The organism is Nocardioides sp. (assembly GCF_030019515.1).
GTDB lineage: Bacteria > Actinomycetota > Actinomycetes > Propionibacteriales > Nocardioidaceae > Nocardioides.
Map to the genome: position 1 here is coordinate 101,666 of NZ_JASEEQ010000004.1, position 24,414 is coordinate 126,079.

The window sequence follows — 24,414 nt, forward strand, 5'->3', positions numbered from 1 at the left end:
CCGGCTGCGAACCAGGGGGGCACTGGCACGACTACTACGAGCTGAGCCTCGTGCTCGCCGGCGAGGGTCAGCACGTGGTGAACGGTGTCACGGGTCGGATCGGTCCGGGCAGTGCCTTCCTGCTCTCCCCGGCCGACTTCCACTCGCTCCGGTCCACCGGAGGGGAGCCGCTGAGCTGCTACAACACCGTGATCGATCCGGCGGTGATGGAGCGGCACCTTTCGGCTCTCGGAGGGCCGGTGATCGATGGGTTCCCGTGGCAGACCGTGGGGTTCCTCGACGCCGAGCCGGACTTCCGGCGGCTGCAGGCGGAGCTCGAGGAGCCCCGCCTCGGGTCGGCGCGGGTCTCCGACGCGATCGTGGCGTGCCTGGTCGTCGAGCTCGCGCGGAGGTGTGGGCTCGACGACCCCCAACGGCCGCCGCAGCCGGCCGCTGAGGAGGGCCTGCGCGCGGCGGTCCACTACGTCGACCGCCACTTCCGCGAGCCGCTCACGCTCGCGGACGCCGCCGCGCGTGCTCACCTGTCCCCGAACTACTTCAGCGAGCGGTTCCGCGTCTACACGGGCGCCTCTTTCCAGCTGTACCTGCAGGAGCGCCGACTTCGCTTCGCCCGGTCGTTGCTCGCCTCCACGGGGCTGACGGTCTCGGAGGTCTGCCACGCGGCCGGGTTCAACAGCCTGTCGCACTTCGGTCGGGCCTTCCGCCGACGGTACGGCGAGCCGCCCTCGCGGCTGCGCCGAGATGGCTCGCGGGGCGCCCCGGGCACGTCGCGGGAAGGTCACGATGTGACGGTACCCACGCGAATCCATTGACAAATTGCGTGCCGCCCACGATGCTTCCGGCCAAGGAGCCAAACGATTTGCATCGATTGTGTCTTGGATCGTGTCGAGGACTCCTACTGTGCTGCTGGAGCAAGCAAAGGAGCTGGTTCGGTGAGGTTCAATCTGTCCCGGAAGGCGGCCACAGCGGCCGCCCTCGCCACGATCGCATCCATGAGTCTCGCCGCGTGTGGCGGTGACTCCGAGGGGCCGCAGGAGAACACGCAACAGGGCCAGGGGCAAGGGGCGGTGGAGGATCCGACCGAGCCCACGACGGTCACGTTCTTCTCCTGGATCGGCAACCAGCCCGGCATGAAGAAGATGGCTGCCGAGTTCCACGCCGAGCACCCGAACATCACGATCAAGTTCGAGAACGTGCCGGCCGAGCAGGCCGCCCAGGTGCTGACCACTCGGATCGCGGGCAACAACGCCCCTGACGTCGCCTTCATCAACGCCAGCGACACCGCCGACTACGCGACCCGGTCCGCCGTGGTCGACCTGACCGACTACATCTCGCGCAGCGAGGTGGTGAATCCCGACGACTACACCGACGCGTTCAAGACGTTCGTCACCTACGACGGGAAGATGTGGGGCCTCCCGATCGACGGTGAGACCACGGGGCTCTTCTACCGCACCGACCTCTTCGAGCAGGCCGGCATCGACAGCCCTCCGGCGACCTGGGACGAGTTCGAGGCCGACGCAGCGGCACTGACCGACGAGTCGAAGGGGCAGTACGGCTTCGAGATGTTCGCCCCGGAGTCCGCGTACTACTTCTACCCGTGGCTCTACCAGGCCGGCGGTGACCTGCTGAGCGAGGACGGTGACATCCTGTTCACCAGCGACGAGGCGAAGCAGGCGGCCGACTTCTACATCGGGCTCACCAAGTACGCCCCGCCGGACTACCTCAACTCCAACTCCTGGGACGGCCGGGTGGCCTTCGCCGAAGGGCAGGTCGGCATGTACATGGCCGGCGCCTGGTTCGCCGGCACCCTCAGCGACGAGTTCCCCGACATCGACGGCAAGTGGGCCACGGCGGCGCTGCCGTCCGGTCCCGCGGGCTGCAAGACCACCATCGCGGGCGACTCGCTGGTGATGCTCAGCCAGACCAAGGCGTCCGACGCCGCGTGGCTGTGGATGGAGTTCCTCTCGAAGCCCGAGAACATCGCGCGTGCGACGTACAAGACCGAGGGCACCCTGCTGCCCCCGTTGACCTCGATGCTCGAGAGCGACGAGATCGTCCAGGAGAAGCCGATCCTCAAGGGGTTCATCGACCTCATGAAGTGCGGAGTCGCGAGCGCCGTGGCCAACCCGAAGATGCCGCGGATCGAGACGGCCCTCAACGAGGAGCTCGGGAAGGCGATGTACGGCGACCAGACCGCCGAGGAGGCGCTCGACAACGCCGCTCAGCAGGCAGAAGCCATCTTGTCGCGCGGCTGAGCCGACGATAGATGCAGGATCGTCACGGGTCCGGCCGGGGCATGACCCGGCCGGACCCGCGGCACCGAGAGCAGAGGAGCAGGGATGGCGACGGTGTCGGCGCCGGTCCGGAGGGACATCCGCGAGACCCGGGTCAGGCGGTTCTTCTGGCGCATGTGGCGCGAGAGGTCCGCGTACCTCTTCATCGCACCGGGTGTCATCGTCTTCTCGGTCTTCACCCTGGCCGCGCTGGTCTTCGCGTTCTACCTGACGTTCCACCGTTGGAGCATCATCGAGCCGGAGAAGCCGTACGTCGGGCTCACGAACTACGACGACATGCTCCACGACGAGCGGTTCGTCCAGTCGGTGCTCAACACCGTGTACTTCACCGGCGCCTCGGTTCCCCTCACGATGATCATCGGGCTCGGCCTCGCGCTGCTGCTCAACCAGCCGATCCGCGGCCGGGCGATCTTCCGCACCGCGTACTACCTGCCGGTGGTCACGCCGTTCGTGGTCTCCGCACTGCTGTGGAAGTGGCTCTACAACGGCCAGTACGGCCTGTTCAACTACTACCTTCTCCAGGGCCACATCATCGACGAGCCGTTGCTCTGGCTCTCGGACAAGAACCTTGCGATGCCCTCGGTCGTGCTGATGAGCGTGTGGAGCGGGGTCGGGTTCTCGATGGTCGTGTACCTCGCCGGCCTGCAGGCGATCCCGGCCGAGCTCTACGAGTCTGCGACGCTCGACGGCGCCGGCACCCTGCGGCGGATCCGCTACGTGACGATCCCGCTGCTGCGGCCGACGACGCTCTTCCTCCTGGTCATCGGCATCATCAGCTCGCTCCAGGTCTTCACCCAGATCTTCGTGATGACCAGCGGAGGACCGGTCAACAAGACGACCACGATGGTCTATTACATGTACCTCTGGGCGTTCAAGTACTACGACATGGGCTACGCCAGCACGCTCGCCTTCGCCCTGTTCGCGATGCTGCTCGTCTTCACCGCGCTCCAGCTACGCCTGTTCCGCGGCAGCGAGGACGTCTGAGATGACCGGCCTCACCGAGGAGCCGACCGTCCTGAAGCTCGCCGCGGAAGCCGAGCTGCCAGGGCCGCGCGGGCCGGGCGGGCCGTTCGGGCGCCGCAGCGCGCCCGAGGGGCCGCCACCCGAGCGCGAGCGGGTCACCCTGCGCGCGAAGCTGCTGACCTACCTGGTGCTGGCACCAGTCGCGATCTTGTTCGTCGCACCGTTCGTCTGGCTGATCAGCGCCTCGTTGCAGCCGATCGGGACCATCTTCCAGAACCCGCCCACCTGGATCCCCGATGACCCGACACTGTCGGGCTACAAGGGCTTCCTGGACGTCGGTCACCTGACCGGGGCGCAGGAGGCGCAGGGGCACGGCGACTGGCGGTGGTTCGTCAACAGCGCCTTCGTCTCGGTGACGATCACCGTCCTGCAGACGTTCTTCAACGCGCTGTGCGCCTACACCTTCGCCAAGCGCAAGTTCCCGGGCCGCAACGTGATCTTCGTGCTGTTCCTCGGCACGATGATGGTGCCCGGCCAGGTCACGCTGATCCCGAACTACATCATCATCCAGCACATCCCGTTCTTCGGCGGCAACGACTGGATGGGGACCGGCGGTCATGGCTGGCTCGACTCCTACTGGGGCCTGATCATGCCGGGCGTGGTCAGCGCCTTCGGCATCTTCCTGCTCCGCCAGTACATGGTCAGCATCCCCGACGAGCTGCTCGACGCCGCTCGCATCGACGGCGCCAGCGAGTTCCGGATCTTCTGGAGCGTGATCCTGCCGCTGTGCACGCCGGCGCTGGCCGCGAACGCGATCTTCACCTTCCAGGGTGCCTGGGAGGACTTCTTCTGGCCGCTGATCATCCTGTCCAGCCCGGACAAGATCACCGCTCCAGTGGGCCTGGCGCTCTTCGTGGTGCAGAACAAGACGTCCTGGAACCTCCTGTTCGCGGGATCCGTCATCGCGACGCTGCCGATGATCGTGGTGTTCATGATCTTCCAGCGCCACTTCATCAAGGGCATCGCCATGACGGGCATCAAGGGCTGAGGCGGCGTGGACACCGCGTCGACCCGCGCGACCCTCGACCGGCTGCTCGCCGCCGGCGACGGCGTCCTGCGCTGCGACCCGGCCTGGGTCGCCCGTGACTTCCTCCCGCCCGGTCGCCGGCTCGGCCTGCGCGAGGAGGAGTACGACGTAGGTGAGCGTGGGTTCATCTGCGAGCGGTGGTTGGCCTCCTCGACCAAGGCCGACAACCGCGTCGGGCCCGACGACGAAGGGCTCAGCCACGTGGTCGGCGACCACGGCGAGCGGATTCTGCTTCGCGACGCCGTGGCCGCCGATCCCGCGGCGATCCTGGGGACGGCGTACGCCGCGACCCATCCGGGAGGGCTCGGTCGGCTGGCGAAGATCTTCGACTACGGCTACCGCCTGCCCTACCACATCCATCCGCCGCAGGAGTACGCCGCGCTCGTAGGGTGCAACGCCAAGGACGAGTCGTACCACTTCCCGGCGGGAGTCGAGCTCGGGGCGCACCCGGAGACGTTCTTCGGGGTCCACCCGTGGATCGCCGAGCAGGGTGCGCACGAGATCCTGCTGCCGTACCTCGTGGACTGGGACAGCGACCTCATCCTGCGCCACGCCCGCGCCGAGCTGCAGGTGCCGGGGGAGGGCTTCCACGTGCCGTCCGGCGTGCTGCATGCCCCGGGCACGGCGCTGACGATCGAGCTGCAGGAGGACTCCGACGTCCTCGCGATGTTCCAGGCGCTCAACGCGGGCCGGATCATCTCCAAGGACCTGTTGTTCAAGGACGTGCGGCTCCAGGACCGGGAGGCGGAGGGCGAGCGGTTCCCGCTGCGCTTCGTCGACTGGGAGACCAACGGTGACCCGTGGTTCTACGAGAACCGGCACCTGAGCCCGCAGCCGGTCGCAGGAGCGACCGGCGACGGGGCCGAGACGTGGGTGTTCTACAACACCGACAAGTACGCCGGGAAGCGCCTCGTGGTGCCGGCCGGGGGGACGCACCAGGTGCAGGAGCCGGGCGTCTACAGCGTGTTCGTCTGGTCCGGTGAGGGACGCTACGCCGGTTTCGAGGTGCGCGGCGGCGCGCCGGGGCTGGACGAGCTGGTGGTCACCCACGACGCAGCCACGCGCGAGCACGAGGTCGTCAACGCCGGTCGCGACGACCTGGTGGCCTTCATGTTCTTCGGTCCCGACCTGCACACGCAGACACCGACGATCCCCCGCCACGGTCGATGAGGGGCGAGCTCACCGTCGGCCTGCTGGGGGCCGGCATGATCGCCGCCGTGCACGCCTGCGCCTACCGGGAGTCGCCAGGCGTCCGGCTGCTCGCGGTGGCGGACCCGGTGCCAGGCAAGGCCAAGCGGCTCGCCGACCAGTACGGCGCCAAGGTCGTGCCCGACCTCGACGAGCTGCTGGAGCTCGGTGTCGACGTCGTGGACGTCTGCACACCCCCGACCACGCACGCCGCCGCGACGATCGCAGCCCTCGAGGCCGGTCGCCACGTGCTGTGTGAGAAGCCGATCACCCGGACCCTCGACGAGGCGCGCCGCGTGGTGGCGGCCGCGCGGACCGCGCCGGGGCTGCTCTCGATCGGCCAGGTCGCCCGCTACGCCCCCGACCACCGGCTCGCCTACGACCTCGCGGTGTCGGGCGAGATCGGGGAGGTGCGGCTCCTCAGCCACTCGACGACGACGTCGCTGCCCGGGTGGAGCGAGGCCGGCTGGCTCGCCGACCCCGTGGCGTCGGGCGGGCCGCTCCTCGACCAGGCCGTGCACAGCTTCGACTACGCGCGTCGGGTGATCGGCAGCCCTGCCGTGCGGGTGCACTGCATGGCCGCCGACAGCGGCGCGGGGCCGGCGACGTACACGCTCACGACCGTGCGCTACGAGAACGGCGCGATCGCGCACGTCGAGTGCAGCTGGGCGCACCCGGCCTCGCGTGGCTTCAAGCTGCGCGCGGAGGTCGTCGGCACCCAGGGCCGGCTGTCCTGGGACTACGACCACCTGACGGGCGGGGTGCTGCACCCACACGAGGGCGACGTCGAGTGGTGGGACGTGCTGGGCGACCGGGAGTTCACCGAGGAGCTCCGCGCGTTCTTCGACGCCGTCCGGGCGGGCGGTCCGCCACCCGTCCCGGCGGAGGAGGGGCTGGCGTCCCTGCGGACGGCGCTGGCGGCCCTGGAGTCCGCGCGTACCGGCCGGACGATCGACCTGACCTCCTGGGAGGCCTCGTGATCCCCGCCGAGGCGCAGCGCCCGGTCGGCGTCGCGATCCTGGGCGCGGCCCACCTGGGCCACGCCTGGGCCTACGCGCGGGCGCTCACCGAGTCGCCCCACGCGGTCGTCGTCGGGCTGCACGATCCCGAGCCCGAGCACACGCGCTGGATCCACCAGGACCTCGGCGTGCCGCTCGCCGAGGACCCCGAGGCGCTGCTCTCCTCGCCGGACGTCGACGCCGTCCTGGTGTGCAGCGCCACCGCCGAGCACCGGGCCCACGTCGAGCTCGCGGCAGCGCACGGCAAGCACGTCCTGTGCGAGAAGCCGATCGCGACCACGGTCGAGGACGCGCGCGCGATGATCGCGGCGTGCGAGGCTGCCGGCGTCCAGCTGCACGTCGCCTTCGTGTCGCGGTTCCTGCCGCTGGTCGCCCGCGCTCGCTCCGCGGTCCGCGACGGCCGGCTCGGTGAGCTGATCGGGCTGGTCGGCGGCAACCGTGGTCGGCCGCCGCTGCCACCGGCGTACCCGGGCTGGATCACCGACCCGGTCGCGGCCGGGGGAGGGGCGCTGATCGACCACTCGGTGCACGTCACCGACGTGATGCGGCACGTCAGCGGGCTGGAGGTGGCGCAGGTGTCCGCCGAGTGCGGGTCGCTCCTGTGGGACTGCGGCGTCGAGGACGTGGCGATCCTCTCGCTGCGCTTCGACAACGGCGCGGTCGGCAGCGTGGACCCGAGCTGGTCGGTCCCGGCGGACAACCCCTGGGACTACGACTTCTTCCTGCGCCTGGTCGGCACCGAGGGCGCCCTGGAGATCAGCGACGGGGCCGAGGCGCTGCGGGTGGTCAGCACGCGTGAGGGCGGACCGGTCGGTCTGCGTGACGCCTCGTTCGCCGAGGATGCCGACCGCGCGATGGTCGAGGCGTTCCTGGCCTCCGTGCGTGCCGGTGCGATCCAGGCCCCGTGCGCGACGGCTGTCGACGGCCTGCGCGCGCTCGAGGTGGCGCTGGCCGGCTACCGGTCCTCGGCCGCGGGATCCGTCGCTGAGGTGGGGTAGCTGCACCAGCGCCTCGACGCCGCGTGGGCCCGTCGGTCGCGGCATGGGGGACGCCGCCGCCGGGACGTCAGGCCAGCGGCCCTTCTCGAGCCGCCAGAGGCGCTTGCGCTCCGGCGCGTGCCGGAAGGCGTGGCTGATCGCGTCGTACGCCGGCTTGAGGTGTAGTGGTCGGTGAGGCCGAACGCGACCACGACCTTGACGGCCTTCACGTCGAGCGTCACGTCGAGGTAGCGGCGGTACACGTCTGCCACCGACCGGTCACGCTCGGCGAAGCCCTTCGGAGGCTCTCGTCGAGCACGTCGAGCACGTCGAGCACGTCGAGCACGTCGAGCTCGGGGACGTATCTGCCGGCAAGGGCAAGACCCCGCGGGGACCTCCCTGCAGGAGCCTCAGACCACGCCCTTGGCCAGGAGGAAGCAGCCGTACGGGCGCGCCTCGGCGGTCGCGACCACCAGGTAGGCCTCGGCTGCCCGCCGGTAGAACTCGAACCGGTCGACGGCCGCCGAGGCGACCGCGCGTCCCTCCGCCGCGTCCACCTCCGCCTGGAGGTCGGCGTGCACCGGCTGCACCCGGTCCTCGTCACCGACGGCACCCATGCGCAGCACGGCGGGCTCGACGAACGCGTCCACCGGGAAGACGGTGAGGATGGCGCGTGCCGCCGCGGGCACGTCCACGCCGGACAGCGTGACCAGGCGCTCGGCGGTCGACGCCGCGGGGAAGTTCCGGTCGACGATTGCGAGGACGTCGCCGTGCCCCATCGCGGCGAGGTGGCCCAACAGGTCGGCGTTGAGCAGGGGATCGATGTTCTTCAGCATCAGGTGTCCTCTCGGGAGTGGGGCGGGGCGTCCGGCTTGGTCCAGGTGATGAGGTAGCGCCACATCGGCAGACGGGTCCACGAGCAGCCAGGGAGGCACCGCCGCGCGGTCATCAGGGCCTGGGACCACGTCTCGACCGGGTCGACCTTCGTGGTGGGTGGCTCCCACGCCTGCTTGCCGCGCGCGTGCAGGCGGTGCGCGACGGCGTCGCGGAGCTCCCAGGGCAGGCCGGGCGGTCCGCCGTACCTGCCGATGCCCAGTACGAGCAGGATGCCGCCACGTCGCAGGACCCGGACCGCCTCCGCGAGGGCGGTCTCGGCATCGACGTGGTGCAGCACCATCGTCATCGCGACCGCGTCGAACGTCGCGTCCGCGAATCCGAGCGCCTCCGCGGAGGACAGGACATAGTGCGCCGGGTCGCCCGGCCGCATCAGCCGCCGGTCGACGTCGACCCCGACGACGCTCCGGGTAGGGGTGTCGCCGAGGAAGCGGCAGAACGTGCCGTCGCCGCAGCCGATGTCGAGCACCCGGTGCGCGGTTTCGGGGATCGCTGCGCGGAGCAGTGGGTAGTAGTGCGTGTTGTGGTTCCACTGCGCGGCGAAGGCGTGCGGAGCTCGCGGCGTCACGTGTGCAGCACGATCTCGCCGACCACCTCGACCACCTCGACCATCCGGCACCCGCCCCGGCGTACGTCGTGCACCGAGCCGATCCGGTGCTCCATGCGCTTCTCCTGCCTCTCGGGCACCTGTCCAGCCCCGATCGCCGGGTCCAAACGATCAAACTAGGCATGACTCTGGCGGCTGAGGGGCCGTCCCCGCAACGGTTGTCCGTCAAGCGCCCGCGGGAGGAGGTGCCGTGGATCCGGCGGCTCCGCAGCGAGCACGTCGCCGACCACGTCCGCTTCATCACCCAGCTGCTGTCGACCCGAGGCTGCGACACCAGCTGCGCGTGCTGTGCGCGGGCCCGCGCCGCTGAGCCGAGGTCGGGCGCTGTCGGTGGTCACGGCCCGGCCTCGGGCGAGGGGGACTTCTGCTGAGGCAGATCAGGTGCAGAACCCGAACGTCTGGGGCTGGCCGGCCTTGATCAGCTCGTTCCAGCTCAGCCCGTGCAGCACCCAGGTCCCGGTCAGCGCGGTGAAGGAGACGCTGGTGGCGTTCCAGAAGTTCGTCGGCTGGGTGACCAGCCAGTACGTCGGCGCGGTCAGCCCGGGGGTGGTGTGGTCGATGGTCGCGCGCCAGCGCACGAACTCGGTCGAGCTCGTCGACACCGTCACGTTCGCGCAGTAGGTCCCGCCACCCGAGCTGGTGATCGTGGCCGACACCGTCGCGTCAACGAGGTCGGCGTCGGGGTTGGTCGGCGCGCAGTAGCCCCAGGTGACCGGCTCGCCGAGCCGGATCAGCTCGTTGCTCGCCGTGCCCTTGAGCACCCAGGTGCCCGAGCCGAACGAGATGCTCGTCGCGTTCCAGAAGTTGGTCGGCTCGGCGCCGAGCCAGTACACGCCGTTGGTCAGTCCCGGGGTCGTGTGGTCGACGGTCGCGCGCCACTTCACGTACGTCGGGGACAGCGTGGAGACCGTGACGTCGGCGCAGTACTGCCCGCCGCCCGAGCTGGTCACGGTCGCGCTGACCGTCGCGTCGACGAGGGGGGCGGCCGCCGACATCGGCGCGCAGTAGCTCCAGCTGGCCGGGCTGGTGGCCCGCACGTACTCGTTGCTGCCCGAGCCGCGCACCACCCAGGTGCCGGTGCCGCCGTCGAACGAGATCGTCGTGGCGTTGCTGGCGTTGGTGGGCTCTGCGGCGAGCCAGTAGTTGTTGTCGGTGAGGCCGACGGTCGCGTGGTCGATGCTCACCCGCCACCGGATCCAGTCCGTCGAGAGCGTCGTCACGGCCACGGTCGCGCAGTACTGGCCACCGCCCGAGCTGGTGACGGTCGCGACCGCGGTCGCCTCGGCGAGGTCGGGCGGCGTGCGGGTGCCGCAGTAGCCCCACACGTAGGACCCACCTGCGGCGAGCACGGCGTTGAACTCGACGCCCTTGACCCGCCACAGGTTCGGCTGGAAGGACACCGTGGTCACGTTGTACGACGACGACACGGCGGTGGCGTTGTAGGGCTGCTGGGAGATGTTGAGCGTGATCTCCCACTCGACCGCCTGGTCGGAGTGGTTGGTGACCGTCACGGTCGCGCAGTACTCCAGCGCGGTCTCGCTGGTCAGGACCTGTTCGTAGGAGACCGGGTTGGCTGCCAACGCACTCGGCACCTCGAACGAGGACAGGTCGGCTGACACGAGGGTCCCGATCGGGGCGGCGTGGGCCCCGGTCGCGGTCAGCGCGGCGGCCAGCGCCGCACCCCCGGCTGTGACCCGCAGCGCGACCTTGCTGCGCGGCGCGGCTCGGCGGTGACGCCGGGGGGGGGGACCGGCGCCACCGCCCGGGGGTGGGGGACCCCCGCGCCGGCCCGCCCACCCGAACACCGAGGCGCCGGCGAGCAGGCCGGAGATCATCGCGAGCAGCAGTGGGGACCCGAACCAGCGGAGCAGGATCCCGCCGCGCGGCACGCGCAGCACCACCCGACCCTTGACGTCCGCGTCCGTCGGACGCCACGGGTCGACGTGGTCGTTGTGGTCACCCCGGGTCACCTGGGTGCCGTCGGGGCGCACTTCGATGACCCGGTGGACGACGTTCAGGCCCGCGCCTGGACCGTCGGGGATCCGGTACACGATCGGCGTCCCCACCGGGTACGCCCCGGAGCGCCAGGTCAGGACCAGGTCGCCGGGGTCGTACGTCGGCAGCATCGACGGTCCGGAGACGACCGTGACCCCCAGCCGGGCCGGGCCGAAGGGGCCCGGCACGCTGAGTGCGAGGACGGCGAGCAGGAACCCCCACCGGAGCAGGCTGAAGAGGCGGCGCGGCCAGGACCTGCGCCGTCTCGGTCGGGTATCGAGCTCGACCACCGGCTGCCGGACAGCGGGCTACGGCGTCGTCGTTCCGCTGATCACGACGGCGACCTCGGTGACGTCGGCAGCGGGAGCGTTGACGGTGAAGTCCGCCGTCTGGTCGTCGAGGAGCCCCGTGTAGACCGGGACCGCGACGTCGGCCTCGGCCAAGGAGCTGGTCCCGTCGCTGAGAGCGATCTTGACCCGCTGACCGATGCAGGCAGCGGCGACATGGTCGAGCGTCACGGACGAGACGTCGTACTCGCCCGTCGTGGCGTTGTAGGCCGTCGTGTAGCTGACGTCGATGCTGCTGTCGCAGGATGCGACCACCGTGGTGCCGGCACCGAGATCGGTCGAGTCGACCGTGCCGATGGATGCCGCCGAGGCGACCACCGCCGCCGCGGCCGCACCCCCCGCGCCGAGCGCGAGGATGAGCTGCTTGGACATCTGTGAACTCCCTAGTCTGCCCCTCCCAGGGCGCTACAGGAGAACGCGCGTGCACACACCAGCAGACCGCCACCCCAGCGCGGCATGCGAGCGCATGCTGCGACTCTCTCCCTCCGGATCGCCGCGCCGAGTCACGACAGTGTGATACAGGTCACGGTCTACCACCGGTCTAGGCTGCTGGACCAGACCCCTGGCTCGAATCTTTACCTTTCGCTGGCCCAGAGGCGGAACAGCAGGTATGCCGCCAGCGCGTCGAGCAGGTGCCAGCCGGCGTGCCCCTGGACCAGGGAGTCCGGGTCGCACCACAGCGCCTTGCTGAGGTTCCAGATCGCGAAGGCGACCAGGATGGCGGCCAGCGCCGCCGCGCCCCAGCGCAGGTCGGTGCGCGGCTGGCCGCGAGCCGGAGCGCGGCGCCACAGCACGACCTCGACGACGATCGCGGTCAGCAGGAGCGCGACGAAGGCCAGGTTGCCGGCGTACCGCACCACCGGCACCCGGTGCGACCACAGACCGACCAGCTCGCAGCCCGCGACCGACAGGCTGAACACCTGGGCGAGGAAGAGCGGACCCTGGCCGACCAGCCGCATCAGCGCGTACGCCGCGGCGAAGGACGCGACGAGGTACATGCTCAGCAGGTCGAGCTGGCCGCCGGCCGCGGACTGGGTCGCGTGCATCGCCGCGCTGGCCGGGCCGAGCGTCACCACGACGCAGGCGTACGGCGTCGCCAGCCCGCGGAGACGGACCCGGCCGGCGTGCCAGGCGACCGCCAGGCCGGCGCCGACGAAACCCAGGTTGGAGAAGGTGTTCGCGGGCTGCTTGACCCAGCCGTCCCGGGCCGCCTCGCAGAAGTCGTCGCCGCGACCGACGTCCGGGCCCAGCCAGCCGGCCCCGACCGCGACGACCAGCAGGCCGGTCGTCACGGCCGCGACCGCGGCCGTGAGCGCGAGCGGGCGCAGGCTCCGGGAGCGCGGGGACCGGGGGTGCACCGCCCCAGTGTGTCGCCCTGGACCTGCCGGTCGGCCCGGACGCGCGCGGCGCGGGCCGGCGTCGCGGTCGAGCCGCTCTCGGCGTACGCCGTCGGGCCGGAGGTGCCGCCCGGCCCGGTGCTCGGCTACGGCGCAGCGGCCACCGCCACGATCACACCGGGCCGGGAGCGGCGCGCCCGGCTCGTCGCGTCCACGCCATCCAGGCGACCGCGGCCAGGCCGACCACGAGCTGCGGCACCAGGTAGCGGCCGGTGAGTCCGAGCAGCACCAGCGTCGAGGCGAACGCCACGCCGGCCCCACGACGCACCCAGCTGCGCGGCGGCAGCAGCCGGATCGCCGCGGCCGTGCCGACCACGTAGACCAGGCTGAAGGCACCGGTGACCAGCAGCATGGTCCGCTCGACGGGGACGCCCGTCACCGCGATGACGCCCAGGGTGCCCAGCGCGCCGGTGGTGACCACGACCAGCGACCGGCGCGGCACCTGACCGGCCGTCGAGCCGCGCGCGAACCACGCCGGCAGCGACCCGTCGCGCCCGAGGGCGGCGCCCAGCCGCGCGCTGCCGGCGAAGTAGGCGTTCATGGCGCCCAGTGAGAGCAGCACCGCCACGACGCTGGTCACCCCGCGGGCCGGCTCGCCGAAGCCGCGCACCAGCAGGTCCGAGAGCGGCGCCTTGCTGGTGTGCTCGCCGAGCACGGCGACGGTCGCGAAGGCCACACCGAGGTACAGCACGCCCATCACCACCAGCGCGATCGTGGTCGCGCGGCCGATGTCGCGCGCCGGGTGCCGGTAGTCCGAGGAGAGCGACGTGACGACCTCCCAGCCGGCGAACGCCCAGATCAACAGCGCCGCCGCGGAGCCGACCGCCGCCCAGCCGTGCGGCGCGAACGGCGTGAGGTTGGCCGTGCTGGCGTGGGGGAGCGAGACCAGCGTCGCGACCATCAACAGCACCGCCAACGTCGCCGCGATCCCGAGCTGGACCCGGCCGGAGACCCGGATCCCGAACCAGTTCATCACCGCGACCGCGCCGATCAGCAGCCCGGCGGTCGCCAGCTGCGTCTGCCGGCCGCCGCCCGCGCTGTCCGCGACGTACGCCCCGGCGAAGCCGGCCGCCGCGGGGACGCCGAGCGGGATCGCGAAGTAGAAGCACCAGCCGACCAGGGTCGCGACCCGGGCGCCGAAGGCTCGCCGGGCGTACGTCGCCACGCCGCCGCCGTCCGGGTAGCGCGCTCCGAGCGCGGCGAACGTGCTCGCGAGCGGGACCGAGATCAGCACCAGCGCCAGCCACGCGACCAGCGACGCCGGACCCGCCTCGTGCGCGGCCAGGGCCGGCAGCGAGATCACCCCGGTGCCCAGGACCGCCCCGAGGGTGAGTGCCGCACCCTGCGGCACCCCGAGGCCGCCCTCCGCCAGCGGATCGTGGGCAGGCAGCGGGTCGGGCGTCAGGGACTGCGTCCGACCGGGGGCCTGGGTCACGGCGTCAATCTAGGGGGTCCCGATCGTCCTTCCGCAGCGCCGGTCCGAGTCGGTCCGTACCGACCGATCCGCTGCGGGTCCCACGGGTCGGTCGGCCGGGTCGGTCAGCCGTTCCGGCGGAGCACGGTCCGCACCGTGAACCTCGCCCCGTCGTCGCGGGCGCGCCCCTGGCACGACCAGGTGGTCCGGTGCCAGCAGGAGAACCGGGTGGAGGCGTTGACCAGCGCCACCGTGACCGACCGGACGTTGCGGCTGTCCAAGCCGACCGCGGTCCGCGCGCGGCCGTCGGGGTCGAGCCGGACCGCCCGACGCACGACGCCGTGCTCGGTCCGGATCACCAGGGCGGCGCGCGGGTCGGTCCGGTCGCCGGGACCGTCGATCACGACCCGGAGCCGCCAGCGCCCGTCCTTCAGGCCGGGGTCCGGGCGCACCACGACGTTGCGCGAGGCCAGGTGGTTGATCCGGAGGTCGGCCCGGTGTCGCGGCTCGGCCTTCGAGAGCCGCCAGGTCTGCGTGGCCGGCGCGCCCGACCAGGCGTCGCCCTCCTCGTAGGTCCGGGCCGGGAACACGTTGGCCGCCACGAAGGAGCGGTAGACGCTCGCGAAGCCGCCGTACTTCCTCAGCACGCCCTTGACCGCGGTCGTCGAGTACTGGTGCCCTGAGCCCGGGTAGGCACCGGCGCGGGTCCAGATCGAGCGGACCACGCCGTTGCCGAAGCGGTGGCCGAGGTACTCGAAGAACACCCAGTTGCCGTACTGGTTGAAGCCCTGCGCGTCGAAGCGATCGAGCGGTCGGCCCGGCGAGCCGAGCTGGCCGTAGGGCAGGTACTGCCGGTTGTCGTTGACGTCGTCCGCGACCCGCTCCTCCATCCAGGTCGCCGTCGCCTCCATCAGCCACGGGTCCTCGCCGTAGTCGTAGGCGAACTGGACGGCGTGGAAGAACTCGTGCGCGGCGGTCACCCGCAGGCTCTGTCGCGGCGGCGCACCGTACTGGGCCTGGGCGAAGTCGTTGTCGAGCACGCAGTAGCCCGACGCGAGCCACTTCTCGCCGGGCGCGCGCTCCTCGGGCACGCAGTACCCGTAGAGACCGCGCGACCCGAGCTCCTTGAGGTAGACGTCGAGCGCGTCGCTGCCGCCGCGGCCTCGGTCGCTGACGGGCGCGCGGTAGCCGAGCCTCCTGACCTCGGTGCGCCAGACCTTGTTCATCAAGTCCAGGTTGGTGTCCACCCAGGCCCGGCTCGGCGGCGCGTCGGCGGTGCTGGTCACCCAGTGCATGCAGATGTGGTTGCGGCAGGTCCGCTTCGCCGGGACGAGGTAGCCGTCGCCCTGCGGGTCGCCGGCGCCCTCGGTCGGCCGGGCCAGGAGGCGCTGTGCGGCGCGGCGGTCGTCGGCGCCCAGGTCGGGCAGCGCGCGGAAGAGGTCGCGCAGGGCGAGGGTCGCGTCGGGGCGCGGGGCGGCCGTACGACGGGGTCGCGGCAGCTCGCCGGCCGCGAGGCCGGCGCCGGGGCCGGCGTCGGCACCTGGGCCCAGGCCGAGTGCGCTCCGGGCGGCGTCGAGCACCTCGCCGGCGGCGTGGTCCGGCGTCGTCCCATCGGCGCTGCCGACCGTGCCTGCTACCGGCCGGCCCGCCGCGCGGGCCGGGACGAGGTCCGTGGCGAGCACGGAGACGCCCAGGGCGAGGGCCAGGACCACGGTCAGGCCGGCGGCGGCCACCGTGGCCAGGATCGAGCGACGCATCTTCCTCCTCGAGAACGAAAGGTGACGGCGCTGCGCTGCGCCCGGCCGCGGGACCTGCCCCCGTCCGGTGCCCCAGCCTAGGCGCTGCCCGGCCTCGAGCCGTGGAGGTCAGCTGCCGCCGGAGATCTTCTCGATCAGCGCCGTGGTCGAGATCGCCGGCGTGCGGGACAGGTAGACGACCTCGCAGATGTCCTCGAACTCGTCGAACTTCCCGGCCCAGTCGTCGCCCATCACGAGCACGTCGGCGGCGTACTTCTGGATGTACTCGCGCTTGAGCTCGAGGCTCTCCTCGACGAACACCTCGTCGACGGGCTTGAGGGCGGCGATGATCGCGAGCCGCTCGGCCTGGCTGAAGACCGGCTCGCGGCCCTTCTTGCGCAGGTTCAGCTCGTCGGCCGAGACGCCGACGACCAGGCGGTCGCCCAACGCCGCGGCGCGCTCGATCACCCGGAGGTGCCCGACGTGGAAGACGTCGAACGTGCCGAAGGTGATGACCGTGCGAGGCATGCGGCGCATTCTGGCACGTGGACCCGTGGGGGAGGATGTCGGGCGATGACCACCATCTCGATGATCACACCGAACCCGGCCGCCGACGAGCAGCGCCGACGCGGGCTGCGCCGGATGCGCACGCTCGCGGTCTCGCTGCTGGTCTTCGCCGCCGTCGTGTACGTCGCGACCCTCGAGCAGGACGGGTTCCTCGGGTTCGTCAACGCCGGTGCCGAGGCGTCGATGGTCGGCGCGATCGCCGACTGGTTCGCGGTGACCGCCCTGTTCAAGCACCCGTTGGGGCTCCCGATCCCACACACGGCCCTGATCCCGCGACGCAAGGACGAGCTCGGCCGCGGCCTGGAGGAGTTCGTGGGGGAGAACTTCCTCCAGGAGGGGATCATCCGGGACCGGGTGGCCGCCGCGACGATCTCGCTGCGGGTCGGCCGGTGGCTCTCTCGCCCCGAGCACGCCCGGCGGGCGGTCGACGAGGTCGCCGACGTGGCCGTCATCGTCCTGAACCGGGTGCGCGACGAGCACATCGAGGGGCTGATCCGCGACGCGCTCGTGCCGCGCTTCCGCGACGAGCCGATCTCGCCGCTGCTCGGTGGCCTGCTGGAGGAGACGGTCCGCGACGACCTCCACCACGGTCTGGTCGACCTCGGGCTCACCGAGATGCACCGCTGGCTGGTGGAGAATCCCGAGACGGTGGCCGAGGTCCTGGGCGAGCGGGCGCCGTGGTGGTCGCCGACCCGGCTCAACGAGGCGGTGACCACGCGGGTGCACCGCGAGCTGGTGCGCTGGGTCGAGGACATCCGCGACGACCCGCGGCACCACGCGCGCCAGGCCTTCGACTCGATGCTCGAGCAGCTGGCCCAGGACCTGCTGCACGACCCGGACACCCAGGAGCGCACCGAGCGGCTCAAGCAGCGGCTGCTCGACCACCCGCAGGTGATCAGCTCGAGCGTCTCGCTGTGGAACGCGCTGCGGCGCAGCCTCCAGGCCTCACTCACCGACCCCGAGGGCGCGGTGCGCCAGCGGCTGCTCCAGGAGGTGTCCCGGTTCGCCGACCGGCTGCTCGTCGACGAGGTGCTCCGCGAGCGGTTGGACGGGCTGGCCGCCGACGCCGCGGTCTTCGGCGTCGAGCGGTACGGCGCGGAGGTGACCACCGTGATCACGCACACGATCGAGCGCTGGGACGGCAAGGAGGCCGCCCGCCGGATCGAGCTGCACGTGGGCCGCGACCTGCAGTTCATCCGGATCAACGGCACCATCGTCGGCGGGCTGGTGGGCGTGCTCATCCACGCCGCGAGCGTGCTGGTTCACTGATCCCATGGCCGAGCCCACGCCCTTCGACGTACCGATCCGTGACGAGTCGATCCGGCTCGGTCAGTTCCTGAAGCTGGCGAACCTGGTGGAGTCCGGTGCGGAGGCCAAGCCGGTGCTCGCCGACGGGCTGGTCCGGGTCAACGGCGAGGTCGAGACGCGCCGCGGCCGCCAGCTCGTGGTGGGCGACGTGGTCACCCTGGGGCCCGCGGCCGCCCGCGTGGACGACGAGGCCGTGGGCGACGACCTCCCCTGGTGAGACGTCCTGCGAGGCGGCGGGAGCGTCTCAGCGGTTGCGGGGTCCGGCTGCTGACAGCCGAACCCCGCAAGCCTCAGCTCACAGCCAGCAGGTCCACGACGAAGATGAGCGTCTCGCCCGGCTTGATGGCCCCGCCGGCGCCGCGGTCGCCGTACCCGAGGTGCGGCGGGATCACGAGCTGACGGCGGCCGCCGACCTTCATGCCCTGCACGCCCTGGTCCCAGCCGGAGATGACCTGGCCGACGCCCAGCCGGAAGCGCAGCGGCTCGCCGCGGTTGTACGACGCGTCGAACTCCTCGCCGGTCGAGTGCGCGACGCCCACGTAGTGCACGGAGACGGTCGCGCCGGCCGTGGCCTCGGGGCCGTCGCCCTCGGTGATCTCGGTGACCACCAGGTCGGCGGGCGGTTCGAAGTCGGGGAAGTCGATCTCGGGCTTGTCCATGTGGACCAGCCTAGGTCCTGAGAGGATCGGGCCGTGACCTCGATCTCGCAGCGCTGGCGGCGCCTCGACCAGGGGTTGGCCCTCGGCACTGCGGTGCTGGTCGTCCTGGTCGTCGTCGCGCTGAGCACGGACGTGCAGCTGATCGCGGTCTTCGCCGCCGGCCCGATCGTGTCGAGCCTGCTCACCTCGCCGCGGCGGACCGCCCTGGTGGGGGTCGCCGCGGTCGGCTTCGCGCTGCTGGCCGGCCAGTGGGGCCACAACGTCGGGACCCTCGACTGGTCGGTGCGGGTCGTGCTCTGCCTGCTGCTCTCGCTGCTCGCCGTCCAGGGCGCCGCGCTGCGAGAGCACCGGGAGGGCCGCCTGCAGCGGATGACCGTGATCGCGGAGACCGCCCAGCGAGCCGTGCTCCGGGCGATGCCGACCGCGATCGGCTCGGTCGGGCTCGCCGCGCGCTACGTCTCGGCGACTGCCGAGGCCCTGGTCGGCGGCGACCTGTACGAGGTGGCCGCGACGCCGTTCGGCGTACGCGTGATCGTCGGCGACGTCCGCGGCAAGGGCCTGGAGGCCGTGCAGACGGCGGCCGCGGTGCTCGGTGCCTTCCGGGCGGCCGCGTTCACCGCGCCCGACGTCGCCGACCTGGCCCGCAGCATCGACGAGACGTTGGCGCGGATGATGGGCGAGGAGGAGTTCGTGACCGCCATCGTGGGGGAGTTCCACGGCGACCGGGTCACCCTGGCCAACTGCGGTCACCACCCACCGCTCCTGGTGGTCGACGCCGACGTGACGACCGCGGACACCGGTGAGCCGACGCTGCCGCTCGGGCTGGGAGCGGTGCCGGTCCTCACCGAGCACCCGTGGCCGGTCGGCGCCCGGATGCTCTTCTACACCGACGGGCTGGTCGAGGCCCGCGACCGGCAGGGGCGGTTCTTCCCTCTCGACGACCACGCCGCCGAGCTCAGCGAGGGCACGGTCGAGGAGGCGCTGGACCGGTTGGTGGCGCAGCTGCTCGCCTGGGGCGGTCAGCGGATGGCCGACGACCTGGCGCTGGTGCTCGCCGAGAGCGAGGGTCGCTGACCCGCGTCCCGCACTCTCCCCGAGGCGGATCCCCGGCGCTGCTCAGGTCTGGTGGACGTAGCTGTCGAGCTGGTCGCGCTCGAACTCCAGCTGGTCGATGCGGTGCTTGACCACGTCGCCGATGCTGATGATGCCGACCAGCCGGTCCCCCTCGACCACCGGGACGTGGCGCACCCGGCGGTCGGTCATCGTCTTCATCAGCTCGTCGACCTGGGTCTCCCGGTCGCACGTCTGGACGACGGCGGTCATGATCGCCTGCACGGTGTTGTTGATGACCGTCCCGTCGCTGTGCAGGTGGCGGACCACGTCGCGTTCACTGACGATCCCGTCGACGCTGGTGCCGTCGGAGCTGACGATCAGCGCCCCCACGTTGTGCTCGGCCAGCTTCGCGATCAGCTCGCGCACCCCGGCATCCGGGCCGATGGTGATGACCTCGTGACTGGCCTTGGCCTTGAGTACGTCGCCGATCCGCATCGCTGCACCTCCGTAGGGTCCTGGCCGACCTATGCGCAGACCGTACTGGTCGTCCGGCCACCCGTACACCCCACGTCCAGCCTGCGGCCGGCGCGTCAGTCCCGGGGGCGGTGCAGCCGCAGGTCGGAGACCGAGCCGGGGCCGGTGCGCCGCGAGTCGGGATCGTCCTCGTCGTCCGGGAGCGAGCCGAGGAAGGAGAGCGCCGCCTCGTGGAGATGTCCGTTGGAGGCGAGCGCGTTGCCGCCGAACGGACCGTCGGTGCCGTCCAGGGACGTGAAGCGGCCGCCCGCCTCGCTGACGATCACCGCCAGCGCGGCCATGTCGTAGACCGCGAGCTCCGGCTCGGCCGCGATGTCGACCGCGCCCTCCGCGAGCAGCATGTAGGACCAGAAGTCGCCGTACGCCCGGGTGCGCCAGCAGCGGCGCATCAGGGACAGGAAGTCGTCGAGGCGGTCGCGCTCGTCCCAGCCGTGCAGCGAGGCGTAGGCGAGCGAGGCGTCCTCGAGGCGGCGCACGTCGGAGACCTGGCACCGGGTCGCCTTGAGCAGCGACCGGCCGGTCCAGGCGCCGTTGCCCACCGACGCCCACCAGCGCCGCTGGAGCAGGGGGGCGGACACGACGCCGACCACCACCTGGTCGTCGACCACCAGGGAGATCAACGTGGCCCACACCGGGACGCCGCGGACGAAGTTCTTGGTGCCGTCGATCGGGTCGATGATCCAGCGCCGCTGGCTGTGGCCGGTGGAGCCCTGCTCCTCTCCGGTGACGGCGTCGCGGGAGCGCACCCGGGACAGGGTGCGCCGGATGCTCTCCTCGACCGCCTGGTCGGCGTCGGTGACCGGCGTCAGGTCGGGCTTGTTCATCACGTGGAGGTCGAGGGCCTTGTAGCGGGCCTCGGTGAGGGAGTCGGCGTCGTCGGCGAGGACGTGGGCGAGCCGCAGGTCGTCCGTGTAGTCGGTGGAGATCGGCACATCGCCACCCTAGTGACTGAACGATCCGGCGTGGTGGTCCGTGTACAAGTGCATGGAGATCAATGGGCTCCCGCTGCACCCCCTGGTCGTGCACGCCGCGGTCGTGTTCGGTGCGCTCGCCGCGGTCGCGGCCCTCGCGTACGTCGCGCTGCCCCGGTGGCGGAGGGCCCTGCGCTGGCCGATGCTGCTCGTCGCCCTGATCGGCGTCGGGTCGATCGTCGCGGCGTACTACAGCGGCAACAGCTTCTTCAGCTCCCGACCTCCCGAGATCCAGGCCAACCCCCAGGTGCTCCGCCACCAGCACCTGGCCCGGCAGCTGTTCTGGATCAGCCTCGGGTTCGGGGTCGTCGCGCTGGCCGCCGGCTGGCTCTCGCGCCGCACCGGCGTGACCCGGGTCGTCCTGGACCTGCTGCTCGCGGCCGCCGCGGTCGTGGTCCTGGTCTGGGTGGTCCGCACCGGCGACGCCGGCGCCCGCGCCGTCTGGGGCTGATGCCCCACTGATCTGCTGAGGCACGGTTGCTGCGAAGGTCCCTCGGGGCCCACGCGTCTCCGCTCAGTACGCCGACTCGCTCCGGGCGGCCAGCAGCCGGCGGAACGACGCCACCCGCTCCGGGTCGGCCGTACCGTCGGCCACCGCCTCGTCCAGGCCGCACTCGGGCTCGTCGGTGCCGTGCGTGCAGCCCCGCGGGCAGTCCTCGGTCATCTCGTCGAGGTCGGGGAAGGCCTCGATCAGCTGCTCGGGCTCGACGTGGGCCAGCCCGAAGGAGCGGATGCCGGGGGTGTCGATGATCCAGCCACCCGGCCCGTCGCCGCGCTCCGGCAGCGCGAGCATGAAGGCTGACGTCGACGTGTGCCGGCCACGCCCGGTGACGGCGTTGACGACGCCGACGTCACGCCGCGCGTGCGGGACCAGGGCGTTGACGAGCGTGGACTTGCCGACGCCGCTCGAGCCGAGCAGCACGCTGGTCCGCCCGCGCAGCCGGTCGCGGAGCTCGCCGAGGTCCCCGCCCCGCTGGGTCACGACCCACGGGACCCCCAGCGACCGGTAGGTGTGCAGCAGCGTCTCCGGGTCCCGCAGGTCGGCCTTGGTGAGGCAGAGCAGCGGCTGCATGCGGGCGTCGTACGCCGCGACCAGGGCGCGGTCGATCAGCCGCGGTTGCGGGTCGGGGTCGGCGAGCGCGATGACGACCACGAGCTGGTCGGCGTTCGCGACGATCACCCGCTCGATCGGGTCGTCGTCGTCCGCGGTGCGCCGCAGCGTCGTGGCCCGCTCGCGCACCTCGACGATCCGGGCGAGCGAGCCGTCGTCGCCCGAGGTGTCGCCGACGACCCGCACCCGGTCCCCGACGACGACGCCCTTGCGGCCCAGCGGGCGGGCCTTCATCGCCAGCACGGTGCGGTCCTCGACCAGCAGCGTGAACCGTCCGCGGTCGACCGTCACGACGACGCCGTCGACGGCGTCGTCGTAGGTCGGGCGCTCCTTGGTGCGCGGGCGGGTGTGGCGGCGCGGGCGGTCGTAGTGCTCGACGTCGTGCTCGGAGTACCGGCCGGTCGACTTGGGGCTCATCGCGTGCTCGCGCCGCGACTCACGCGGGGACCAGCCCCGACCAGAAGCCGGCGAAGTCCGGGAAGGTCTTGCCCGTGGTCGCGACGTCCTCGACGAGCACGTCCTCCACGGCGGCGCCGAGGATCACCCCGGCGTGCGCCATCCGGTGGTCGGCGTAGGTGTGGAACACGCCCCCGTGCAGCGGAGCGGGGCGGATGCTCAACCCGTCCTCGAGCTCGGTGACGTCGGCGCCGAGTGCGGAGAGCTCGGTGGCGAGCGCGGCGAGCCGGTCGGTCTCGTGGCCGCGGATGTGGGCGACTCCGCGCAGGTGCGACGGCGCCTCGGCCAACGCGCAGAGGGCCGCGACCGCAGGCGTGAGCTCGCCGACGTCGTGGAGGTCGACGTCGATGCCGAGCAGCGTGCCGCTGCCGGTGACCCGCAGCCCCTCCTCGACGAAGCCCACCTCGCAGCCCATGGCCGTGAGGATGTCGCGCAGCGCGTCGCCGGCCTGCGTGGTCGCCCGCGGCCAGTCGCGGACCACCATGGTCCCGCCCGACACGGCCGCGAGTGCCAGGAACGGGGCGGCGTTGGAGAGGTCCGGCTCGATGAGGTGGTCGGCGGCCCGCACCGGCCCGGGGGCGACCCGCCAGCGGTTCGCGTCCCCGCCCGACAACGGATCGTCGACCTCGACGCCGTGCGCGCGCAGCATCGCCACCGTCATGTCGATGTGGGGCAGTGACGGAACGGGCTTGCCGTCGTGGCGTACGTCGACGCCGTGGTCGTAGCGCGCGCCCGCGAGCAACAGCGCGGAGATGAACTGCGATGACGCCGACGCGTCGACCACCACGGTCCCGCCCGGGACGCCGCCGCGCCCGCGCACGGCGAACGGCAGCGCGTCGCCCTCGACCGCCACGCCGAGGGCACGCAACGCGCCGAGGATCTCGCCGATCGGCCGCTTCCGCATGTGCGGGTCGCCGTCGAAGGCGACCGCCCCCGTCGACAGCCCGGCCACCGGAGGCACGAAGCGCATCACGGTTCCGGCCAGCCCGCAGTCCACGCTCGCGTCCCGGTCGAACGCCCCGGGGGTCACCGTCCAGTCCTCGCCGTCGGGATCGACGGCGGAGCCGAGGGACGTGAGTGCGGCCGCCATCAGCGTGGTGTCCCGCGAGCGCAGCGCCCGCCGGACGACCGAGGGTCCGTCGGCGATCGCGGCCAGCACGAGCGCCCGGTTGGTCAGCGACTTGCTCCCGGGCAGGGTGACCACCGCGTCGACGGGGCGGCGCGCGCGCGGCGCGGGCCAGGGGTCCGGCCAGGGATCGGGGCGCCTCGTCACCGGGGCAGCCTATCGGCGGGCGGGATCAGGCGACCTTGGCCTTCGCGAGCCGGGCCTCCTGGCGCGCGGCGCCGGCGAGGTGCTTGGCCTGGCGCCGGGCGTCCTTCGCGGCGTGGCGGGCCCGCCAGGCGACGCCCGGCTTGCCGTCGGTGTCGCCCGCCGCGATCAGCAGGCCGCCGAGCACCGAGACGTTCTTGAAGAAGTGCAGCCGCTGCTGGGTCCGCTGCGCGGGGTCCTGGGCCTCCCAGAAGCGGTGACCGGCGGCGGTGGTCGGCACCAGGGTGGCCGCCAGCACCGCGGAGGAGAGCCGCGGCGCGCGCCCGGTGGCGAGGGCCAGGCCGGCGCCGAGCTGGACGCCGGCGTTGAGCCTGACCAGGGTCTCGGGGTCCTCCGGCAGCGGGATGCCGGCCCGCTTGGCGAGCGGGACCAGGCGGGAGGTGACGGGTTCGGCCCGCGCTGCCGGGCCGGCGGTGCTCTTGAGGGCGTTGACCGCACCGACGACGAAGATCGACGCGAGCATGGGACGGGCGATGAGTCTGCTGACGGTCATGGCTCCTTCTTACC

General features: G+C 72.1%; 26 protein-coding genes and 1 pseudogene. 13 read left to right on the forward strand and 14 right to left on the reverse strand.

From position 1 onward, the window contains the following. Positions 1–11: 11 nt before the first annotated feature. The 8 genes and pseudogenes from QMC84_RS07155 to QMC84_RS07190 all read left to right on the forward strand — a co-directional run. A pseudogene (locus QMC84_RS07155) lies at positions 12–221 on the forward strand (AraC family ligand binding domain-containing protein); the annotation flags it as partial. Further along, positions 207–812 carry an AraC family transcriptional regulator gene (locus QMC84_RS07160; RefSeq protein ID WP_300373809.1) on the forward strand — a complete coding sequence of 202 codons (606 nt, stop codon included), beginning with the start codon at positions 207–209 and terminating at the stop codon, positions 810–812. The pseudogene QMC84_RS07155 and the gene QMC84_RS07160, both read left to right, overlap by 15 nt. A 180-nt stretch (positions 813–992) precedes the next feature. Then, the gene (locus QMC84_RS07165; RefSeq protein WP_300373296.1) at positions 993–2,255 is read left to right on the forward strand and encodes a sugar ABC transporter substrate-binding protein; all 1,263 of its coding nucleotides are present in this window, start codon (positions 993–995) and stop codon (positions 2,253–2,255) included. Between the two features lie 84 nt (positions 2,256–2,339). Continuing rightward, positions 2,340–3,278 carry a sugar ABC transporter permease gene (locus QMC84_RS07170; RefSeq protein ID WP_300373298.1) on the forward strand — a complete coding sequence of 313 codons (939 nt, stop codon included), beginning with the start codon at positions 2,340–2,342 and terminating at the stop codon, positions 3,276–3,278. A gap of 1 nt (position 3,279) precedes the next feature. Further along, a complete protein-coding gene (locus QMC84_RS07175) occupies positions 3,280–4,305 on the forward strand; it encodes a carbohydrate ABC transporter permease (protein WP_300373300.1) in 1,026 nt (341 codons plus the stop codon). A gap of 6 nt (positions 4,306–4,311) precedes the next feature. Continuing rightward, positions 4,312–5,514, forward strand: coding sequence for a hypothetical protein (locus tag QMC84_RS07180; protein WP_300373302.1), 1,203 nt, complete (start codon positions 4,312–4,314; stop codon positions 5,512–5,514). Beyond that, positions 5,511–6,512: a Gfo/Idh/MocA family oxidoreductase gene (locus QMC84_RS07185; protein ID WP_300373304.1), complete on the forward strand. Its 1,002-nt coding sequence runs from the start codon at positions 5,511–5,513 to the stop codon at positions 6,510–6,512. Before QMC84_RS07180 ends, QMC84_RS07185 begins: the two co-directional genes overlap by 4 nt. Next, positions 6,509–7,549, forward strand: a complete 1,041-nt coding sequence (locus tag QMC84_RS07190) for a Gfo/Idh/MocA family oxidoreductase (RefSeq protein ID WP_300373306.1) — start codon at positions 6,509–6,511, stop codon at positions 7,547–7,549. Before QMC84_RS07185 ends, QMC84_RS07190 begins: the two co-directional genes overlap by 4 nt. 389 nt (positions 7,550–7,938) lie before the next feature. Here QMC84_RS07190 and QMC84_RS07195 read toward each other — a convergent pair whose 3' ends face one another. Together QMC84_RS07195 and QMC84_RS07200 are read right to left on the reverse strand one after the other, a co-directional pair. After that, positions 7,939–8,364, reverse strand: a complete 426-nt coding sequence (locus tag QMC84_RS07195) for an RbsD/FucU domain-containing protein (protein ID WP_300373308.1) — start codon at positions 8,362–8,364, stop codon at positions 7,939–7,941. Beyond that, entirely contained in the window at positions 8,364–8,990 is a 627-nt protein-coding gene (locus QMC84_RS07200; protein ID WP_300373310.1) for a class I SAM-dependent methyltransferase, read from the reverse strand. Before QMC84_RS07200 ends, QMC84_RS07195 begins: the two co-directional genes overlap by 1 nt. 161 nt (positions 8,991–9,151) lie before the next feature. On the opposite strand from QMC84_RS07200, the gene QMC84_RS07205 reads away from it, so the two are divergent. Continuing rightward, on the forward strand, positions 9,152–9,400 hold the full coding sequence (locus tag QMC84_RS07205) for a hypothetical protein (RefSeq protein ID WP_300373312.1): 249 nt from the start codon (positions 9,152–9,154) through the stop codon (positions 9,398–9,400). A gap of 6 nt (positions 9,401–9,406) precedes the next feature. Here QMC84_RS07205 and QMC84_RS07210 read toward each other — a convergent pair whose 3' ends face one another. The 6 genes from QMC84_RS07210 to QMC84_RS07235 form a co-directional block, all read right to left on the reverse strand. Then, positions 9,407–11,314, reverse strand: a complete 1,908-nt coding sequence (locus tag QMC84_RS07210) for a hypothetical protein (RefSeq protein ID WP_300373315.1) — start codon at positions 11,312–11,314, stop codon at positions 9,407–9,409. 18 nt (positions 11,315–11,332) lie between these two features. Beyond that, the gene (locus tag QMC84_RS07215) at positions 11,333–11,743 is read right to left on the reverse strand and encodes a hypothetical protein (protein WP_011755146.1); all 411 of its coding nucleotides are present in this window, start codon (positions 11,741–11,743) and stop codon (positions 11,333–11,335) included. A gap of 203 nt (positions 11,744–11,946) precedes the next feature. After that, entirely contained in the window at positions 11,947–12,729 is a 783-nt protein-coding gene (locus QMC84_RS07220) for a ceramidase domain-containing protein (RefSeq protein WP_300373320.1), read from the reverse strand. Positions 12,730–12,880: 151 nt separating this feature from the next. Then, a complete protein-coding gene (locus tag QMC84_RS07225) occupies positions 12,881–14,203 on the reverse strand; it encodes an amino acid permease (RefSeq protein ID WP_300373322.1) in 1,323 nt (440 codons plus the stop codon). Positions 14,204–14,307: 104 nt separating this feature from the next. Next, positions 14,308–15,939, reverse strand: a complete 1,632-nt coding sequence (locus QMC84_RS07230; protein ID WP_300373324.1) for an MXAN_6640 family putative metalloprotease — start codon at positions 15,937–15,939, stop codon at positions 14,308–14,310. 108 nt (positions 15,940–16,047) lie between these two features. Then, positions 16,048–16,446: an adenylyltransferase/cytidyltransferase family protein gene (locus QMC84_RS07235; RefSeq protein WP_300373326.1), complete on the reverse strand. Its 399-nt coding sequence runs from the start codon at positions 16,444–16,446 to the stop codon at positions 16,048–16,050. Between the two features lie 45 nt (positions 16,447–16,491). Between QMC84_RS07235 and QMC84_RS07240 the strand changes: the two genes are divergently transcribed. Together QMC84_RS07240 and QMC84_RS07245 are read left to right on the forward strand one after the other, a co-directional pair. Next, positions 16,492–17,754, forward strand: coding sequence for a DUF445 domain-containing protein (locus QMC84_RS07240; RefSeq protein ID WP_300373328.1), 1,263 nt, complete (start codon positions 16,492–16,494; stop codon positions 17,752–17,754). Positions 17,755–17,758: 4 nt separating this feature from the next. Then, a complete protein-coding gene (locus QMC84_RS07245; protein WP_300373330.1) occupies positions 17,759–18,010 on the forward strand; it encodes an RNA-binding S4 domain-containing protein in 252 nt (83 codons plus the stop codon). Between the two features lie 73 nt (positions 18,011–18,083). Here the strand turns inward: QMC84_RS07245 and QMC84_RS07250 are convergent, their stop codons facing one another. After that, positions 18,084–18,452, reverse strand: coding sequence for an FKBP-type peptidyl-prolyl cis-trans isomerase (locus tag QMC84_RS07250; RefSeq protein WP_300373332.1), 369 nt, complete (start codon positions 18,450–18,452; stop codon positions 18,084–18,086). A gap of 33 nt (positions 18,453–18,485) precedes the next feature. On the opposite strand from QMC84_RS07250, the gene QMC84_RS07255 reads away from it, so the two are divergent. After that, on the forward strand, positions 18,486–19,526 hold the full coding sequence (locus tag QMC84_RS07255) for a PP2C family protein-serine/threonine phosphatase (protein ID WP_300373334.1): 1,041 nt from the start codon (positions 18,486–18,488) through the stop codon (positions 19,524–19,526). 42 nt (positions 19,527–19,568) lie between these two features. Here QMC84_RS07255 and QMC84_RS07260 read toward each other — a convergent pair whose 3' ends face one another. Further along, positions 19,569–20,000 (reverse strand): CBS domain-containing protein, encoded by a 432-nt coding sequence (locus QMC84_RS07260; protein WP_300373336.1) that lies wholly within the window; start codon positions 19,998–20,000, stop codon positions 19,569–19,571. A gap of 95 nt (positions 20,001–20,095) precedes the next feature. Continuing rightward, a complete protein-coding gene (locus QMC84_RS07265) occupies positions 20,096–20,971 on the reverse strand; it encodes an inositol monophosphatase family protein (RefSeq protein WP_300373338.1) in 876 nt (291 codons plus the stop codon). A 52-nt stretch (positions 20,972–21,023) separates the two neighbouring features. Here QMC84_RS07265 and QMC84_RS07270 point away from each other — a divergent pair, with 52 nt between their 5' ends. Further along, complete coding sequence (locus QMC84_RS07270) at positions 21,024–21,461, forward strand: DUF2231 domain-containing protein (protein WP_300373339.1); 438 nt, start codon at positions 21,024–21,026, stop codon at positions 21,459–21,461. 63 nt (positions 21,462–21,524) lie between these two features. Here QMC84_RS07270 and rsgA read toward each other — a convergent pair whose 3' ends face one another. The 3 genes from rsgA to QMC84_RS07285 are packed head-to-tail and all read right to left on the reverse strand — an operon-like array spanning position 21,525 to position 24,400. Next, positions 21,525–22,538 carry a ribosome small subunit-dependent GTPase A gene (gene rsgA / locus QMC84_RS07275; protein WP_300373341.1) on the reverse strand — a complete coding sequence of 338 codons (1,014 nt, stop codon included), beginning with the start codon at positions 22,536–22,538 and terminating at the stop codon, positions 21,525–21,527. A gap of 19 nt (positions 22,539–22,557) precedes the next feature. Further along, complete coding sequence (aroA, locus tag QMC84_RS07280; RefSeq protein WP_300373343.1) at positions 22,558–23,850, reverse strand: 3-phosphoshikimate 1-carboxyvinyltransferase; 1,293 nt, start codon at positions 23,848–23,850, stop codon at positions 22,558–22,560. A gap of 25 nt (positions 23,851–23,875) precedes the next feature. Further along, the gene (locus QMC84_RS07285) at positions 23,876–24,400 is read right to left on the reverse strand and encodes a DoxX family protein (RefSeq protein ID WP_300373345.1); all 525 of its coding nucleotides are present in this window, start codon (positions 24,398–24,400) and stop codon (positions 23,876–23,878) included. Between the last annotated feature and the right edge of the window lie 14 nt (positions 24,401–24,414).